Annotated in this window: 14 protein-coding genes and 2 pseudogenes; 8 read left to right on the plus strand and 8 right to left on the minus strand. The window is 34.7% G+C overall.

Features of this window, described 5'->3' with window-relative positions:
* Positions 1-699 precede the first annotated feature (699 nt).
* The 3 genes from OPR28_RS00350 (at position 700) to OPR28_RS00360 (ending at position 5,044) form a co-directional block, all read left to right on the plus strand.
* Positions 700-2,043 carry an alanine:cation symporter family protein gene (locus OPR28_RS00350; protein WP_265023251.1) on the plus strand — a complete coding sequence of 448 codons (1,344 nt, stop codon included), beginning with the start codon at positions 700-702 and terminating at the stop codon, positions 2,041-2,043.
* 35 nt (positions 2,044-2,078) lie between these two features.
* A complete protein-coding gene (locus tag OPR28_RS00355) occupies positions 2,079-2,237 on the plus strand; it encodes a hypothetical protein (RefSeq protein ID WP_153296804.1) in 159 nt (52 codons plus the stop codon).
* Positions 2,238-2,389: 152 nt separating this feature from the next.
* On the plus strand, positions 2,390-5,044 hold the full coding sequence (locus OPR28_RS00360) for a hypothetical protein (RefSeq protein WP_265023252.1): 2,655 nt from the start codon (positions 2,390-2,392) through the stop codon (positions 5,042-5,044).
* On the opposite strand, the gene OPR28_RS00365 is transcribed toward OPR28_RS00360, so the two are convergent.
* From OPR28_RS00365 to OPR28_RS00385, 5 genes and pseudogenes are all read right to left on the minus strand, one after another.
* The gene (locus OPR28_RS00365; protein WP_007550161.1) at positions 5,036-5,632 is read right to left on the minus strand and encodes a Maf family nucleotide pyrophosphatase; all 597 of its coding nucleotides are present in this window, start codon (positions 5,630-5,632) and stop codon (positions 5,036-5,038) included. The two genes, OPR28_RS00360 and OPR28_RS00365, sit on opposite strands and share 9 nt — an antisense overlap.
* Positions 5,610-5,873 carry a translation initiation factor IF-1 gene (gene infA / locus OPR28_RS00370; RefSeq protein WP_007550159.1) on the minus strand — a complete coding sequence of 88 codons (264 nt, stop codon included), beginning with the start codon at positions 5,871-5,873 and terminating at the stop codon, positions 5,610-5,612. The genes OPR28_RS00365 and infA overlap by 23 nt, the downstream gene beginning before the upstream one ends.
* 112 nt (positions 5,874-5,985) lie before the next feature.
* On the minus strand, positions 5,986-8,463 hold the full coding sequence (locus OPR28_RS00375; RefSeq protein WP_265023253.1) for a coiled-coil domain-containing protein: 2,478 nt from the start codon (positions 8,461-8,463) through the stop codon (positions 5,986-5,988).
* A gap of 251 nt (positions 8,464-8,714) precedes the next feature.
* Positions 8,715-9,443: pseudogene (locus OPR28_RS00380) on the minus strand (IS5 family transposase).
* Positions 9,444-9,546: 103 nt separating this feature from the next.
* The gene (locus OPR28_RS00385) at positions 9,547-10,824 is read right to left on the minus strand and encodes an adenylosuccinate synthase (protein ID WP_070357042.1); all 1,278 of its coding nucleotides are present in this window, start codon (positions 10,822-10,824) and stop codon (positions 9,547-9,549) included.
* Positions 10,825-11,004: 180 nt separating this feature from the next.
* Here OPR28_RS00385 and OPR28_RS00390 point away from each other — a divergent pair, with 180 nt between their 5' ends.
* The gene (locus OPR28_RS00390; protein WP_253303485.1) at positions 11,005-12,609 is read left to right on the plus strand and encodes a hypothetical protein; all 1,605 of its coding nucleotides are present in this window, start codon (positions 11,005-11,007) and stop codon (positions 12,607-12,609) included.
* 51 nt (positions 12,610-12,660) lie between these two features.
* Here the strand turns inward: OPR28_RS00390 and OPR28_RS00395 are convergent, their stop codons facing one another.
* Together OPR28_RS00395 and ccmC are read right to left on the minus strand one after the other, a co-directional pair.
* A complete protein-coding gene (locus OPR28_RS00395) occupies positions 12,661-13,077 on the minus strand; it encodes a GNAT family N-acetyltransferase (protein WP_083250453.1) in 417 nt (138 codons plus the stop codon).
* An 8-nt stretch (positions 13,078-13,085) separates the two neighbouring features.
* Positions 13,086-13,796 (minus strand): heme ABC transporter permease CcmC, encoded by a 711-nt coding sequence (ccmC, locus tag OPR28_RS00400; protein WP_253303706.1) that lies wholly within the window; start codon positions 13,794-13,796, stop codon positions 13,086-13,088.
* Positions 13,797-13,946: 150 nt separating this feature from the next.
* Here ccmC and OPR28_RS00405 point away from each other — a divergent pair, with 150 nt between their 5' ends.
* The 4 genes and pseudogenes from OPR28_RS00405 to OPR28_RS00420 form a co-directional block, all read left to right on the plus strand.
* Positions 13,947-14,777, plus strand: a complete 831-nt coding sequence (locus OPR28_RS00405; protein ID WP_253303487.1) for a pyruvate, water dikinase regulatory protein — start codon at positions 13,947-13,949, stop codon at positions 14,775-14,777.
* Positions 14,778-14,826: 49 nt separating this feature from the next.
* Positions 14,827-14,955, plus strand: coding sequence for a type B 50S ribosomal protein L36 (gene ykgO / locus OPR28_RS00410; protein ID WP_006279631.1), 129 nt, complete (start codon positions 14,827-14,829; stop codon positions 14,953-14,955).
* A gap of 49 nt (positions 14,956-15,004) precedes the next feature.
* The gene (locus OPR28_RS00415) at positions 15,005-15,319 is read left to right on the plus strand and encodes an FtsB family cell division protein (protein ID WP_010962526.1); all 315 of its coding nucleotides are present in this window, start codon (positions 15,005-15,007) and stop codon (positions 15,317-15,319) included.
* Between the two features lie 287 nt (positions 15,320-15,606).
* Positions 15,607-15,906 (plus strand): annotated as a pseudogene (locus OPR28_RS00420) (transposase); the annotation flags it as partial.
* Between the two features lie 33 nt (positions 15,907-15,939).
* Here the strand turns inward: OPR28_RS00420 and OPR28_RS00425 are convergent.
* Positions 15,940-16,798, minus strand: a protein-coding gene (locus tag OPR28_RS00425; protein ID WP_265023237.1) for an IS630 family transposase whose coding sequence is annotated in 2 segments (ribosomal slippage) — positions 15,940-16,474 and positions 16,473-16,798 — 861 coding nt in all. Because the reading frame shifts where the segments join, the coding sequence is not laid out codon by codon here.
* Positions 16,799-16,802: the final 4 nt, after the last annotated feature.

Raw genomic sequence — 16,802 nt, forward strand, 5'->3', positions numbered from 1 at the left:
GCACTAACTGTACGAACATTGAGATATAAGAGTAATTTGTACCAAGAAAAAAGATGTCATCCCAGTGCCCAGACACTGGGATGGCTTTGTTGCATCGCTACTTATGAAAGGCTAACTATAGTTAGGATTATAAGCAACCTATTGAAAATCTTGTTTTTTTGCAATCAATCTGATCAAATTTAAGAATAGTAATTTATTATTTATATTAATAAATTTAATTCTATTGAAAATAGCTAAAGCATTGAAATTCTTGAATTTTAGCCGGATTAGTGAGTGGTAGTGAAATTTCTTTTACTCAAATTTAGGTATTCACTGACCGTTCTTGTTATAAATACCAGAATAATAAGCTACTGATATTCTCTACCTTTTTTATCTTTATCCATCATAGCTAGCGATGCAACAAAGCCCACTGGGATCCAGATTGGACACTAAGTTGGTGAGTATAAAAGTAGCTAACCTTATGTTAAAACACAATATTTTTGGTGAGGGGTTGCATTAAAAGCTGGATTCCAGTGTCAAGCACTGGAATGACATCGTCTTAACATTGTACCATATTACAATGTTCGTACAGTTATGTGTCATGCTACTTGGATGACAAGAAAAGGTTTCTAGAATGACGGAAACGAAGTCATACATAGAAAATAGGTTAGGTATTTTCAATTTTTGTTGTATACTCAAATAAAAATCTCACTTTTACAGATGGATACAGTAAAGTTTGTTTTATTACTGCCAACAATATTACTCATGCTAGTTGCTGGTGTTTACCTATCGATTAAACTAAAATGGCTACAGGTATTTAGATTACCATACGCCCTTTCACTCCTTGGAGCTAAAAAAGGAGAAAATAAATTTTCTTCTATAGCCGCTCTGTTTACAATTTTAGGGGGAAATTTAGGAGTAGGAAATATTTCAGGAACTGCTGTTGCTCTAAAAACCGGAGGACCGGGCTCTATTTTGTGGATGGCGATAATTATTGTTATCACTTCTGTGATAAAATATGTCACTTGTTATCTAAGTATAAAAACCAGAAAGGAAAAGAACGGACGGTTTATAGGTGGCCCTGTAGCCTACATGGCTGATGCATTTAATTCTAGAAAAGCTACAATTGTGTTTCTGGTTGTTATGATGATGGTTTCAATAACAGTTGGTAACCTTGTTCAGGTAAATTCTCTATCAATACCACTTAACATGATAGATGTGCCTGTAGTCATTGGTGGCATTGTAATGGCCATAATATTTTTTGTTGTTGCAGTTCTCAGCTTAAAAAAGATTAAAATTTTTATATCGGCTATGATACCGATAATGACGGTAAGTTACCTCATACTTTGCGGTATCATATTATTTAAATTTAGTGAAAATATTCTTCCTTCTCTAAAACTAATAACAAGCAGTTTTTTTACAACCAGTAGCTTTAACTCTGGTTTGTCTCTAGGTTTGATTCTAGAAATGTTGACTATTATTCAAGTCGGAACTTTGCGAGGTATTTTTGCAACAGATATAGGGCTTGGCCTTGAAGGAATCGTACATTCTTCAATTGTTCCTAAGAAAAATAATAATAAATTTATTATTGAGCAGAGTCTAATTACGATAATATCGCCTTTTATAGTTGCGTTTATAGTGTTTATTACAACAATGGTACTGCTTGTCACAGATTCTTGGGTCACTGATTTAGAGAGCACTAACATGTGCATATTTGCTTTTAGAAAGGCAATGAATTGGCCTTATATTGACTATTTAATTATGGCCATAATGTTTTGTTTTGCTTTTACTACTATTTTTACTTGGTTTTTTTGCTCAAAACAGACAATACGCTATGTGTCTATGGATAATAAATACACTAAAATCTGGATTGTAATTTTTACCATGATCATTCCGCTTGGTGCGATAGGTAAAGTCCGGTTGCTATGGGATGTTGCTGATATCTCGATTGCTGCTTTGTTGTTTATCAACATACTCGCTATACTCAAGCTAACCTCTCAAGATCCAGGAGTGTTTACTATGAGTAGCAGATATTTGAAGTTGCAAAAACAGAGCTATAGCTAAAGCAATTTAGGCTATGCAGCTGTTGTGATATAAGAGTGATTTCCGCCAAGAAGGATGTCATCCCAGTGCCCAGACACTGGGATCCAGGAATCTTGATTGGCACTAAATTAGTGAGCATAAAAGTAGCTAATCTTATGTTAAAACACAACATTTTTGATGGGGTTCGTGAAAGGCTGGATTCCAGACTGGAATGACAACTTAAATCGTTTGATGTTACCATAAAATAGCTTGTGTCATCACATTAGTAACACAACCTTCCTTAATAAAAATTCAACCAATGCTTGTGATAATTATATTAGCTAGTATTAGCTAGAACTAAAGGCAGAGGGTTATTAGTGAGGGATATATGGGCACTAACGATACACAACAAGAACACATTTATAATGAGCGCATTCAAGAAATTTTTCCTTTATTTGATAAAATAAAAAAGGAAGACGACCCAATTTATAATGCTAGAGTTGATTTTAACACAGTAAAGTTTTTAACAAAACACGCCAACTGGAATTGGGACGAAGAAGAAAACAAAGATAAAGCATATGGAGTTATTCTTCAGAAATGCGACAAGACAAAGAAAGCTGGACAAGAGCTTGAAAGTGAAGTTAAAGAAAGGTTGAAAGAGTATGTTGATGATGTTGCAGGAGTTTCAATATACGGTAATCACGCAAGTATTACGCTGGGAGATAACAAAAAAGAGTTTAAAATTAGCGAATTTTTAAATAGTGATTTTTGTGAGAAGAATGAAATCTCAGGATTTTCAACATTGCATAGTGATGGAAAGAGCGGAATGCATGGTTTTGTTGCCGAGGAAGAAGGGAAAAAAATAAGACATTATGTCGTAACTGATGGTTCATATGAAATGACTTTAAAGTGGTATGCGGAGGGGAAGGAATGTAAGATCAAAATTAAGATTGATGCTAACGGTGTAGACCTTGTTAAAGGTGATGATTTTTCTCTAGAACGGTTAGAAGTAAACAGAGATGTAAAAATAGGTGGTTTATTCTTGCATGAAATACAATTCAGGGAGAAAGGACAAGGAAAAGCGAATGAGATGCAACATAATAAAGACAGTAACGAGCTATCATCTGAAACTACAACAAGAATTGATGTTAATAGAGGTGTTAGCGTTCAAGCTACTGATATAACTCAAAAAAAAGAAGACCACCATTCACATTTTGGACTACAATCTAACAGCAGAAGGCAGTCTTACGATAGCGGAATTGGAAAAGATTTTGACGATAAAATTAATTCTCAGGAGGCTAAAGAAAAGCGTGAGCTTAGACAAGCAGCACGAGAAGCAAATTCGGGAGGTCAAGTTTATAACCTACAATCGCTTTTTGAGGAGAATCCTCAGAACAAAAAAACTCCTCCGCCACTTCCACCTAGAACTAGTTCACTACCACCTAAAAAAGGTGTTTTCGATGAGCAAGGGGGAGCCAAATCTGGAAGCCAAAAACCAGATGACTTGCGCGAAAATGAGCAAACACCTAATAATCAGCAAAAAGGTGCAACTTCTGATTCTTCAGATAGTTCTACTTTCACCAAGTCTGTAAGCCACAATCAAGATAATAGGCAAGAAGATGAACGGTATGACAATCCTACATTTGGACATGCTGTACCTGGAAGCCAAAAACCAGATAGAAGTGAGCAAACACCTAATGATCAGCAACAACCTAAAACCCAGCAACAAGAAGGAAATAGCAAAGGCGATCTGTTACAAGACATCAGAAATTTCAAGAAAAACAACTTACGGCACATTGATGTTGATGATAGAAAAGCATCAATTGCAGGAAGTAGAAAAAATAACCCATCACCGTTAGAGACATTAAAGGACAGAATTCCTTATTCATCTTCTCCAGATAACAGTGATAACCAAGATGCTAGTGATGCTAAGTGGAAAGAAAGTGAACAGCCGCTCTATGCTACAGCACTCAATAATAAAAGTGACTCGGGCTATTCATCTCCAACTCATGACAATAATGAACAATCTCAAGTAAATCCTGAACAGTTAAAGAAGAGCTTAGAGAACATTGAACAAAGTGATCAAACTCCACCTGAAAATCTTCTTAAAGAAATCAGAGATAGATCACAGCAGGATAATAGAGGATTAAGGCAAGTTGATCCTACTGATAAACTGTCACAAGATAAAGAAGATGGATTGCAAAAAGACGATTTAGCAGATGTAAAAATAGTGGAAGGTCCAACTGTTAGTGTCTCTGCTTCAACACCAAATAGTATAAGTGATTCAGGCTATATATCTCCAACTAATAGTGATAGTAAATCTCAAACAGATTTAAAACAGGTAGGAAGGAAATTAGAAGAACATATTAGACAAAGTAATCTAACTCTATTTGAAGAACTTAAAAATACATTAGGTCAAGAAAATCTCGGGTTAAAACCAGCTGATCAGAGTCAGATTAGCGAAGAAACTAAAAAACGCTTGAGAGAAGTTGGGTTGCTAAAAGACAGCTCAACAGACATAAAAGCAAACGATTCGGGCTATTCATCTCCAACTCATGACAATAATGAACAATCTCAAGTAAATCCTGGACAGTTAAAAGCGAGCCTAATGAATGTTGAACAAAGAGATGATACTCTACTTACGGAATTTACCAGTAAGTTGGATAAAGAAACTCAGAAGTTTCCACTAAAACCAGTGGATCAAAGAGGAATTAGTGAACAAACCAAAGAACATTTATTAGCAGCCGGGTTGCTAAAAGACAGCTCAACAGATGTAAAAACAGTGGCAGAACGAGAAAATGCTGACACTAATCCAACCGTAGATAAAAATAGCGAACTATATAAATTACTAGAGAAAGATGAAGCACAACTGAAAGCTGGAGTAATAGAAGAAGAAAGAGGAGATACTTTAACAGAACACACTGATGGTTATGATCGCAATAGAATTGCATTAGCTAACAGAAATAAAAGACCACTAGATTGGGCTAAACAGGTTGCTGAGTCACAACAAAAAAAAGATACTAATAAAGGTATTTCAATATAAATTGAAGTTAAAATAATTGCTTAGCAAACAATAGGTTTCATGTAATGGTAACCCTATAACGGAAGAGTAGGAGCCGCGTAAGAACAATACGAACACTCCAGCTAGGCCTTGTATATTGCATCCCCCCGCCCTATTTTTCCACTCTTCTGATGCTAAATAATACTTAATTTCTTGTTCACTGAGACGTTTAAATTTCACTATTGTAACCACAGTCCTGATATGTTGTTTAGATTGATCGGGAGTTAATAGACATACACTGGTGTATACTCTATGCCTTCTTCCTGATAACAAGCGGATACATTTTTCTGCTTGCTCAACGTTTTCAGCTTTGAGCAATATCCTTCTACCACAAGCAACAACTGTATCAACACCAAGCACAAAGTAATTTGGATTTGAGCTTTGTATTTTCTCCGCTTTACTTTTTGCCATACGGATTGAGTAATCCTTCGGAAGTTCCTTTTTTAAAGGGGCTTCATCTATATCTGCTGGCAAAATTAAACCTGGCTCAATGTTTATTTGTTTTAGTAAAGCTATACGCCTTTTCGATGATGAAGCAAGAATAAGATTATTTAGAGATCGTTCTGTCACTTGTACCTTTAAGCCTTCTAATGATCCTACCCTTTCTCGCATTCCTATCGTAAATGCTCATCTCAACTAACACCCTATCCCCTATAATGATGCGTATTTTACTTCTTCTCACTTTCCCTGATACATGACAGATAATCTCATGTTCATTGTCCAGTTTCACTCTAAATTCTGCTGCAGGTAGTAAAGCAGTTACTGCCCCTTCCACTTCAAAAATTGTTTTCGATTTCTCGTCTTTTATCATATGTTATATTATAATTTAATAATCTTTTTTAGTCTACTATAGATTTTAAATTATTATCAACACAAAAGACCTTTTGCGCCCCACTTAAGTTGCAACTTAACCCCAACCATCTTCACAATGATACCCTACCTACGTTTCTACTCTCTGCCACCTTCTCAATAGAACTTATAGGACTTATGTTGAAAGATAAATCATTATCACAATTTTCTTCATCGCTATCAAGTCCACTATCAACGCTTAAAGATCTGAGTAATGTTGTCTTCTCTCTCAGTGGAACATAAGACTCATTATCAACGCTTGAAGATTTGGATAACCTTTTCTTCTGTCGTGGAGCATTACCAGACTCATTAGAAATTTCTCCCGTTAATTGATTGTTGAAGCTCCTTTGTTCATCAGCACGAATTTTTTCTTCCAGTCCATCAAGCATTCCTACCAATTCATCACCCCATTCATTTTCTTCTTCTAATAATTGTTTACACTTTTCTTTCTCACGCTCTAGCTCGTTTCTTAACTCTTCGACTTTATCTTCATCTTTAGTGAGTTCAAGTGTAAGCACCTTATCTCCTGGAAATTCCTCGTACTCGTTTTCTAGTTCTTCAATGTTGAGTTTTAGTCTCTCTTCTCCAAGTGTATCTTGTAAATCGCTATCCTGCCTATCTGATTCTTTAATCTTTTGCTCAATTTCTACTTGTACCTTATATTCCTGATCTAATTCTCTTAGCTGATCTTTCAAGCGCTCTTTCTGCTGGCGTCGTTCAACCATTATCTGTTCCGCATCTTCTCGTGCTTGATTTAGCTCTTTTTCCAAATTCTTCTTTCCTGCATTAACAATTTTCAGCTCTTCCTTTAGCTTTCTTTTTTCTTCATATACACCTTTAAGTTCTTGTGCTTTCCCTTGTAGCTCTTTTAACACACCTGCTAATTCTTCATTTTTTTGTGCCAGTTCAGTTTGCAATTCCGTGTTTTTTTGCTCCTCTTTTTCAAACCTGTCTTGTAAATTGCTATTCTGCTTCTCTAACTTTACAATTGTTTGATTAGCTTCTGCTTGGGTTGTTTCTAGTTTCTCCTGTAGTCGCTGATTTTCTTGTATTAATTCATGGTGCTTTTTATTTATCACTTGCAACCCTGCTTCTATTTCTTGCTTCAATTCAACAGCTTCTTTTTTCAAATTTGACATTTCTTGCTTCAATTCAACGTTTTTTTCGGACAGCATCTGATTATTTAAAATCAATTCATCCATTTGTTGTGAAGCAAATTCTGTCTGAGTTCCAGTGTGCTGTAAATTGACTTCCGTTTTAGTTTCGATTTGTTGTGAAGCAACTTCTGTTTGAGTTTCAGTGTGTTGTAAATTGACTTCCGTTTGAGTTGATGCATTGCTATTAATAGAAGGAGGAAGGCTATTGTCAGCATCAACTTTAGGGTCTAATTCCCCCTCTGGTTCCTTGCGATAGGCCACTATAGATTCATTTTGAAAATTGTTATTAGCAGTAGGTACAACATCAGCAGCCTTACCTTTTTCTAGTACAGCATCATATAAGGAGAGACCTTGAATATATAATTCATCATTTTGCTTTATCAATTCTAAGATCTCATCCGATAGCACAAAATCTTCATCATTAAATTTTAGTACTTCAGTTATGCCATCGCTACTCACATTCATAATCATGGTACACATTTCGGATCCATCCTTTACAGGCCAAGTGCTTTTCATTTCATAATATGCGCCCTCTTTAAATTCATAATATCTTTCCTTACCTTTCCGATGAGCGTGTATTTCATGTTTTTTATTGCAATAGATATTCAGCTCTTTAATATCTTTCTCTTGCTGTAAAATGTCACTAATCCTGGTTTGCTCACTTCTATTGTAATTAATAAGATTGATATTCAAAACTCTATGAGTGTTATCAGTTTCTGTGTAATAAGCTCGAAACTCTACGCCTTTCTCTCCAAGATATTTACTTGCAGCTTCTTTTCCCTGCTCTGCCAACTTTATGCATTTATCTATATCTTCCTTAAAGCTCTTATTAGCAGACTCTGTTACTGCTTTATCTATGTACGTTTTTTTAAAATCTCCATCATTTATTAGGTCATAAAAACTCCACTTATCCCCAAAAGCCCTCTGCACGTAAGTGAAATTCTTTTTTTCCTTTAGTTTTCCTAAGAACCACACCTTTTCTTTCAGATTTTTCAGTTGAAAGCTTACCCTTGCCTTTACACTAGAGTTTTTGGCAGGAATACTAACTTCTTCTAATTCTTTAAGTAATTTGTTATTTTTTATAATTGAGGAGCAAAACTTTACAATAGCAGAATTTGCAAACGAAGGATCTTTTTTTATATCTTCATCAATAATTTCTTTAAAACGTGCAAATTGAGGTAGAACATAAAAATTGATTATTTCTTTTTCTGATCTTGTTTTATTAGCATAAGAGATATCACCTAATTGTGAATATAACTCTTTTAATGTATAGTAGATAAACGTAGAGTAATAAACCTCCCTATTCAGTGAAGTTGGTCCAATACACTTTTCAAGTTGATCACCTGTTTTTCCTGCCTCTGCTGTTTTTTCTTCTTTAGCCAAACTTCCAATCATAATACACCTCCTTAACTATATTTATATTATACCAATTAACATATATTAAAAGAAATCAAACTGTATAACCTCGCCCTACACTAACTTTTATGATTACTTAATTGTGTAAAAATAACTGCAAGTGTTAAACTTGAGCTTTTATTTTTCATTATACATTTCTTACTACATGTTTATACTGCTGTCTTGCATAATAGACTATTCGAAGTTACACAAGTATTTTTTTTATTAGATAAGAGTTAGTAAGAGCCTGTTCATAATTTTTTCAGAAGTAAGGCAGTGAAAGCCAGAACGACCATTTGTAGGCTAGTATTGAGTTTTCGCTCACAATTTTTCCACAATCTTCTACATTTTTCTAACCAAGCAAAAGATCGCTCCACAACCCATCTTTTGGGCAATACAACAAAGGAACGTAATTCATTTCTTTTGATCACTTCAACGGTTGCACCAATAATCGTTTTTATTTGAGTTACAAAATTCTCTCCAGTATAGCCTGCATCAACCAGTACATTTTTAACTCCCGAGAGGTTTTCTTTTGCATTTTCGACCATTCTCACAGCACTGCTACGGTCAGTTATCTCTGCTGTTGTTGTATAAATTGCATGCTTGCGTATCTACTGCAATACGGCCCTGAAATCTTCTTGCCTGCATCATAGCTTCAGCAGTATCTGCATTTTTTATACTCTGTGCATCAATTATGCAGAAGCTTTTCCGACCATTGTTTTGTCGCAATTATTTTTTTTTAATACCAGCTCCAGAACACTTTCTTTATTTACATCTGGTTTTTCACTCCACTTCTTAAAATAGTCGTAACAATTGCGCCATTTTGGGAACTCTTTTGATACCATTCTCCACTGGCAACCACTTTTTAACACGTATAACACTCCACAAAATATATCATGTAAATCAAGTGTTCTTGGTTTTGTCTTCTTTCTGCAAGATTCCAGATCTGCTACAATAATCTCAAACTTTTCTCGACTTATGTCACTTGGTTATAAACTTCGCATATCCTACTTTATATACTTTATCCTCTCACTTTATCTCTTTTTTGAGATTACGTACAGGCTCTAAGATACAAAGACGTTTTCAGAAATCTTTAAGCTTAATAACATCCTCTCTCTTTGGACTAGTTGAGATTAGATGAATTGGTACACCTATTAATTTTTCTAACCCTTCTATATATTTTATTAAATTGATAGGCAATGTTTCAATCGACCTTTTACCTTGAGTGTTTTCTTTCCAGCCAGGAAACTCTTCATATATTGGCTCTAATTCCCCTTGTATTGAATGCGATGCGGGTAAATAATCATACATTTTTCCGCTATACTTGTAACCAGTGCATATTTTAATTGTATCAAAAGAATTAAGCACATCTAATTTGGTTAATACAATGCTTGAAACTCCAGAGAGTTGTACGGCCTGGCGCACTAAAACTGCATCGAACCATCCGCAACGCCTTCTTCTATTGCTCACTGTTCCAAGTTCCTTACCTATAGTAAACAAGCTATCTCCTACTTCATTTTTCTGCTCAGTAGGAAATGGGCCATTGCCCACTCTTGTTGTATAAGCTTTTACCACACCAATAATGTAAGCATTGGAGGATAACCCTGAGCCTGTTATTGCTTGCGATGCTACAGTATTACTTGAAGTAACAAAAGGGTAAGTTCCGTGGTCGATATCTAAAAATGCGCCTTGGGCACCTTCAAATATTATTTTCTTACCTTCTTTCATCAAGTCATTTAATATCTTCCACACAGGTTTTTTATATGAAAGAATTTTTTCTGAAATCTCTTGAATTTCCTTTAATATTTCTTCTTTTTTAACCACCTGGTAGTTAAGGCCTTTCCTGATAGCATTGTGGTAATTCAAAAGAGTATCCACTCTTTTATTGAGCTCATCTGCGTTTTCTAAGTCACAAAGGCGTATAGCTCTCCTTCCAACTTTATCTTCATAACATGGCCCTATCCCTTTGTTTGTTGTACCAATTTTGTGATTTCCATTTAAATCTTCAAATAGCTTTTCCTTGTCCTTATGTATGCTAAGTATTAATGGACAGCTCTCGGATACCATCAAGTTGTTATAGTTTACGTCTACTCCTTTAACTTTCAATGACTCTATTTCTGAGATTAGAGCGTGTGGATCAAGAGCAACGCCATTTCCTATGATAGATATTTTGCCTGGCCTCAAAACAGCAGAGGGCAGTAAATTTAATTTATAAACCTCATCATCTACTACTATAGTGTGCCCTGCATTATTTCCTCCCTGAAATCTCACAACTACATCTGCATTCTCAGAAAGATAATCTACTATTTTACCCTTGCCTTCGTCACCCCATTGCAGACCAACAATTACAATGTTATTCATCATTATTTTCTAGATTAATACATAAATATTAATGCAGTACGCTACAAATGGAAAGAGAAATCTACGCCTTTCCTACACCCCTTAAATAAAGAAATATACTGTCGATTTTCTTAATATATTACCAAATTATTCATCATTATATGATATAACTTACAGCATATTTACAGTAAGGTGTTATTTATGAAAGAGACAAAAGGAAAAAATAATAAGAGTCCAGTAGTTAGATTAAAGGCCACAGCTAAAGAGTTCAATTTTAGTAAATTAAGAGCAGATCAAGATAATAAATTAGCGAATTCCGGTGAAACAATGTTCTTAGATTTTCAAAGGATGAATTTTATTATTAACGGAAAAGAAATAGATAAAAATCTTATTATTGCATTTAAGGAAGGAGCTAAGCACCGCAAAAGCGAACTTTTTAATAGTGATGATATATATAATGACGAAATATTTAACAAAAAAGGAACAAGAGAAATAGATACGGATCATGGCAAAGCTTTTGTTGCTTCAGTACTCGAAGATATTGAGAAAGAGCTTGTAAGTAATGCATTGGGTGAGCTATGGAAAAATCACTGTGAAAATTCCAAAACTGCCAATCATCAAAAAACCGATTCATATAAGAAAGAATTTGAAGAATTTTACAATGCTGGCCAAAGGTATATCCATCTATTACCAACAGAGAAAGATGAAAACAAGGATTACCGTTCCTTTGCAAAAGAAGTTTTCAAAAAAATGTTCAGATACGCTGGGGCAGAAGTTCCAAGTGATGCTATTTTAGAAGAGCTAGTCACCAATTGTAATCAAGCAGGGTATGAGGCTGCTCCATTTATACAAACCCAACTTGCACTTGGACAGTCGTTCATAGTAGAAAATCCTAAAAAAGTAATAAACATTGATTGTGCTAACCAAAATAATGTGAGAATTAGATCTGATATGAGGCTACCAATACTCTCTGTTAAAAATCAAGTTATGCATGGCGATAAGATATGTAATCTGCCCAGTTCATTGGAATTTACAATTGAATCTCACAATGGTGAAGACTTTGTAACATACAGAGATGGTAAATTGTCACTTACTATTCCTAAAGAGTTAAAAAATTATAAAGATAATGGCAAGAGCTTGTTTGACATTATTAAAGAATATTTTCAGAAATTCTGTGCAAAATTAGGATTTAAACCTGAGACAAAAATACAAATAGAGCATGGCTTCGGTGCTCAAAGTAACTATTTAGATGGTACAATATCAACCACAGGATCAGATGCAAATGAAGAATTTATCAATCTTTTAAGCGAAAATCTCAGAGAGAGGTTATTGGGGTCAGGAGTTGCTCTAGAAGATGAAGATGTTGATGATATTGTTGAAGTCAGAGTATCTACCGTTATAGATCTATTGAGTGATTATGCTAAATTGGAAGATAATAAAGAACACAGAGAGTTATTAATAAGTAAAGTAGCAGATAATTTAGGACTTTCCACTCAAGATAAAACAGCACCAGAAGTATTGATGGAATTAGGCTCTTTACCTTCTTTGATAAAAGGTCAGGTTAATCATAATCAAGTGCAGTCTGTTGTAAATACTTTTATTAAGTTAATTATTGAAGGGAAAAGCGAAGTATACAAAAAAGGAGGTGCGATTAATGCAATTGATGCAATTCATAAGGAGATAGATAAGGCAATTGTTGAGCAAGAAAAAAAAGCAACCAACAAACAAGATATAGAAAATGATAAATGGACAGATAGAATCAAAAAACAGAATTATTCTGCGGAATCACATGAACATTTACCTTAAAGATATTAGTAGGCTCTTTAAATATTTTAGAGTTCATGGTTACAACGGTTGCTATTTTACAGTGCATCTCACAACACTTTCTTCAAAAATATACATGTTAACATACCCTGGACGTACAAGATCACACTTATACCCAAGCTTTTCATAAAATACTTTCGCTTTTTGAAAATTCATGGTTGCAACGGTTGCTATTTTACAGTGCATCTCACGACCATAATCATGAACTTCTTCCATTAGCTGCTTTCCCATACCTTTTCTTCTATAATCAGAGTGCACCCAAAGCAAGTCAGTGTAAATTGAACCATAGATAACAAAACCGCTACAACCTACAATAATTTGTTCAGTATCATCGCGAATAAAAAAAGCAAATGGGTTACACGTACCTTTATCAACGGTTTCTTCATTAATCTTTTTGAGTAGGAATTCAATGTCTTTGCTACTTGGTGATGTGGTGTGTTCTATTTTCATCTCTCGGCCTAATACCGCATACTGATTTCTCTCTTTATCTTATATAAATTAATTAAGTAAAGTGAATACAGTATCCACACTACTAAAAAAAATGTGGCACAAAACATAAACATTGCAACCAGTGGCAACAGCAGGGAACTTTCTATTGCTATTCCACCTTTTCTCAAAATGCTTGCTGGCTGATGGAGAGTAGACCATAAATTCACGGAAAATTTTACTATAGGAATATTTATAGCACTAAAGATGGCAAATACTGCTGCTGATTTTTCTGCCCTCGCTTCATTATCAAAAGCGCTCCACAATGAAAGGTAGCCAACATATAGGAAAAATAAAATCAGCATTGAAGTAAGCCTTGCATCCCATACCCACCAAGTGCCCCAGGTTCCTTTTCCCCAGATGCTGCCTGTGATTAAACATATTGCCGAAAAGACTGTCCCTGCAGGAGCAGCAGCATGTGCCAAGACACTAGCAATGCTATTGTTCCACACCAATGAAATGAAACTAAGTGATGCAATTAATCCATATATTCCAAGAGCAAGCCATGCAGAAGGCACATGAATGTACATGATTCGTACAATTTCTCCTTGTTTATAATCTTCTGGGGAGAAGAATAACGCCAAAGACATTCCAATTAAAAAACATGCGAAACAAATAACCCCAAGCCAAGGTAGAGCTTTCTTAGAAAAATAAGAGAAATTTGTGGGCTTTAATAAAAACATTCGTTTTGAGAATAATTGTGTTAAGAATTTACCAATTAGTTTGAGTTTTATCAACAGGATAGTTTTTCTATATTTACGTAGGTCAACAAATTAGCATAATTTCAGTAGCAGGTTGCTAGCCATTATTTTTAGTATAACACTATATAAAACATGACCATTAAAAAGCTTAATCTACACTTAGTATCAGATTCAAGTGGTGAAACTGTTATATCAGTTGCAAAATCAGCTCTGAAACACTTTCGTTCTATAGAAACGATCGAATATGTTTGGTCTTTTGTAAAAGGGGAAGAGCAGATTGACAAAATTCTGGAGGAAATTAATAGGAAAAGTGATGAGCATAATTTTGTTATATGCACTATTACTGATGATGAGCTAAGAAAATATTTAAAAGATAACTGTATAAAGTTGAAAATTCCCTATAGAGCAATATTATCACATATTATTAGAGAAATTTCGTCCTATCTTGAAATTGAAAAAGACGAAAAGCTTGACTTGCATACTGAGATAAATAACGAATATTTTCAGCGCATTGAGGCAATAAACTACACTATTAATCATGATGATGGACAAAATATTCAAGATATTGATAAAGCAGATATAATTTTGGTTGGAGTTTCACGTACATCAAAATCTCCCACCAGTACGTATTTAGCTTACCGAGGCTATAAAGTTGCAAATATTCCTTTTGTTAGTGGAGTACCCTTTTATGTTGACTTGGCAAAATTAAAAAATAAACTAACGATAGGGGTAACAATAGACGTAAGTAGGCTAATAGAAATACGCAAAAATAGACTTACTTCAATTAACAACGAAGATAATAATATATATGCTAACCCTGAGAAAGTAGAAAAGGAAATTAAAGAAGCAGAGGAGCTCTTTAAACAGAATAACTGGCCAATTATCGATGTCACGCAAAAGTCGATCGAAGAAGTATCAGCAACAATTATACAATATTTTAATAAAATGTTATCAATTGACTAACTCTTGATAAGTGATTATAATGTGAAGTAATTTAATTCTTACTATAGATATGAAAGTCAAAGGGTCGCTAAAATCTCATCGTAACAGAGATAAAAATTGTAAAGTTGTGAAAAGGGGTGGTAAGATTTACATTATAAATAAGGTAAAGCCAAGGTGTAAAGCGCGTCAAGGTTCTTAGCTTTTTGTTCACCTTTTCATGTTATATATTTTTTATATGTGAAAGTACGGTGCTTATATCTAAAAAGAAGCAAAAGTTACTGTGTTTAAGCGCAGCCTTACTCATTTCTTCCCTTACATTATATTTCAGCATTAGCACAATTACAGGTAAACGTGGCTTATTGACGCTAATAGACTTAAAAAAAGAAATCGAGTACAATAAACTTTTGCTAAAGGATGTCTCTTCTGAAAAGGAAAAGTTGGACAACAAAGTATTTGGCTTATATGAAAAAAGCTTAGATTTAGATCTGCTTGATGAGCAAGCAAAAAATGCTTTAGGTTATGTGAACCCTAATGAACTTATGGTTGTTCTTGACGTGGAATAGCAGTAGAGATCTCCCTACGTCATACCGCCGCGGCGCTAACACGTAGCGGGATGACGGTTTTTCAAATTGTCGGTAAATCTAAGTCAGTTTAGCTATATTGTCTCTCACACCGCTTAGCTGAACAGACAATGGCGTCAACTTAAGGAAAAATGTCAGAGATTGTGTATAAAATTTCTCTCTAAAATTTTTACCATTAAATTACCCAAAAGCTGCATGACCTTACCCAGAAAAAGTGGAGAGAAAGAAAAGAGTTTTTTTGGGTAAAATAAAATTTTGGAGGATTAGAAATGGTAAGAGAATATACAGCAGAATTCAAATTGGAAGCTGTTAAACTGGCAAATGAACAAAGAAAGGCAGGTCAAACAATTACAAAAATAGCAAAGGATTTAGGAATAAAGGGTGGTTTATTAGGAAAATGGATAAAGAAACACAACGAAAAAAAGTCGGCAGCAGATGCATTTCCAGGTAGAGGTAACATGGCTCCTTACGACAAAGAGAGGTTTGATTTACAAAGCAAGAGTAACAAGGGAAAGAGACATTTTAAAAAAAGCCCTGGCCAGTCAAAAAGAGTAAAATATTTTTTTATATAGTATAGCTCTTCTCATAATAGTCAGAACAAATCATAAAAAAGCAGAATCAACAGCTTGACGGAAAGACTGAAAAATAGGGATATTTTTTCTAGCTCTGTTCTTTATAGCAAACCAATGATGCTCAATTTCGTTAAAGTCTGGAGAATATGGAGGAAGATAAAGAATTTCAGCACCTACTCCTTTAGCAAGATCATCGATTTTTTTAGATTTATGGAAAGCAGCGTTATCAAGAATTACAGTTTGGCCAGACCTTAAAATTGGAGTCAAAAACTGCTCAAACCAAGCCTCAAAAACATCCTTGTTGCAGTATCCCTCAAAGGTCAATGGAGCAATGATTTTCTTTTTATTTAGAGCTGCAATCATACTGACACGCTGAGTTTTTTTACCTGATTTTAGTGAATGAAACCTCTCTCCTTTTCTGCAATATCCGTATGGGTAGTCTTCTGTATTGTCTATCCCAGATTCGTCAATATATACAAGATTTTCAGGATATTTTGTTGCTATAACCTTTGCAAATTGAGCTCGCTTTTCTTCATTTCTTTCTTTATATCCGTAGGTCTTTTTTTCTTGTAAAGCCAATATTTTTAAGTGCGCGGTGAATCGTTTGTCGACTGATATTGCCCCAGAGTTTAGCCATCTCTGACTGAGTTTTGCCGCCATGGTTTTTTGCAAATTCGGTGAAGACATTCCAGTCGGTAATTTTATGGTTATATCCTACGCTTCCAGGCTTTTTTGACTGAAAATCTCCTGTTTCCTCACGCCTTTTCTGCCACTCATATAAAGTCGTTTTTCCAATTTTAAATCTCTTGGCAACAGTTGCTCTACTTTCTCCCTCATCCAATGCTTCCATTGCTTTTTTCCTTAAGTCATAACTATACGCTGCTGGCATACAA

It is taken from the genome of Wolbachia endosymbiont (group A) of Epistrophe grossularia (assembly GCF_947251435.1).
Classification (GTDB): Bacteria; Pseudomonadota; Alphaproteobacteria; order Rickettsiales; family Anaplasmataceae; genus Wolbachia; species Wolbachia pipientis.

Excerpts from the sequence above, each read along its gene's own strand:
- OPR28_RS00350 (WP_265023251.1), top strand. The coding sequence starts at position 700 with ATGGATACAGTAAAGTTTGTTTTATTACTGCCAACAATATTACTCATG.
- OPR28_RS00385 (WP_070357042.1), bottom strand. The coding sequence starts at position 10,824 with ATGAATAACATTGTAATTGTTGGTCTGCAATGGGGTGACGAAGGCAAG.
- OPR28_RS00405 (WP_253303487.1), top strand. The coding sequence starts at position 13,947 with ATGACCATTAAAAAGCTTAATCTACACTTAGTATCAGATTCAAGTGGT.
- ykgO (WP_006279631.1), top strand. The coding sequence starts at position 14,827 with ATGAAAGTCAAAGGGTCGCTAAAATCTCATCGTAACAGAGATAAAAAT.
- OPR28_RS00390 (WP_253303485.1), top strand. The coding sequence starts at position 11,005 with ATGAAAGAGACAAAAGGAAAAAATAATAAGAGTCCAGTAGTTAGATTA.
- OPR28_RS00395 (WP_083250453.1), bottom strand. The coding sequence starts at position 13,077 with ATGAAAATAGAACACACCACATCACCAAGTAGCAAAGACATTGAATTC.
- infA (WP_007550159.1), bottom strand. The coding sequence starts at position 5,873 with ATGATAAAAGACGAGAAATCGAAAACAATTTTTGAAGTGGAAGGGGCA.
- ccmC (WP_253303706.1), bottom strand. The coding sequence starts at position 13,796 with ATGTTTTTATTAAAGCCCACAAATTTCTCTTATTTTTCTAAGAAAGCT.
- OPR28_RS00375 (WP_265023253.1), bottom strand. The coding sequence starts at position 8,463 with ATGATTGGAAGTTTGGCTAAAGAAGAAAAAACAGCAGAGGCAGGAAAA.
- OPR28_RS00360 (WP_265023252.1), top strand. The coding sequence starts at position 2,390 with ATGGGCACTAACGATACACAACAAGAACACATTTATAATGAGCGCATT.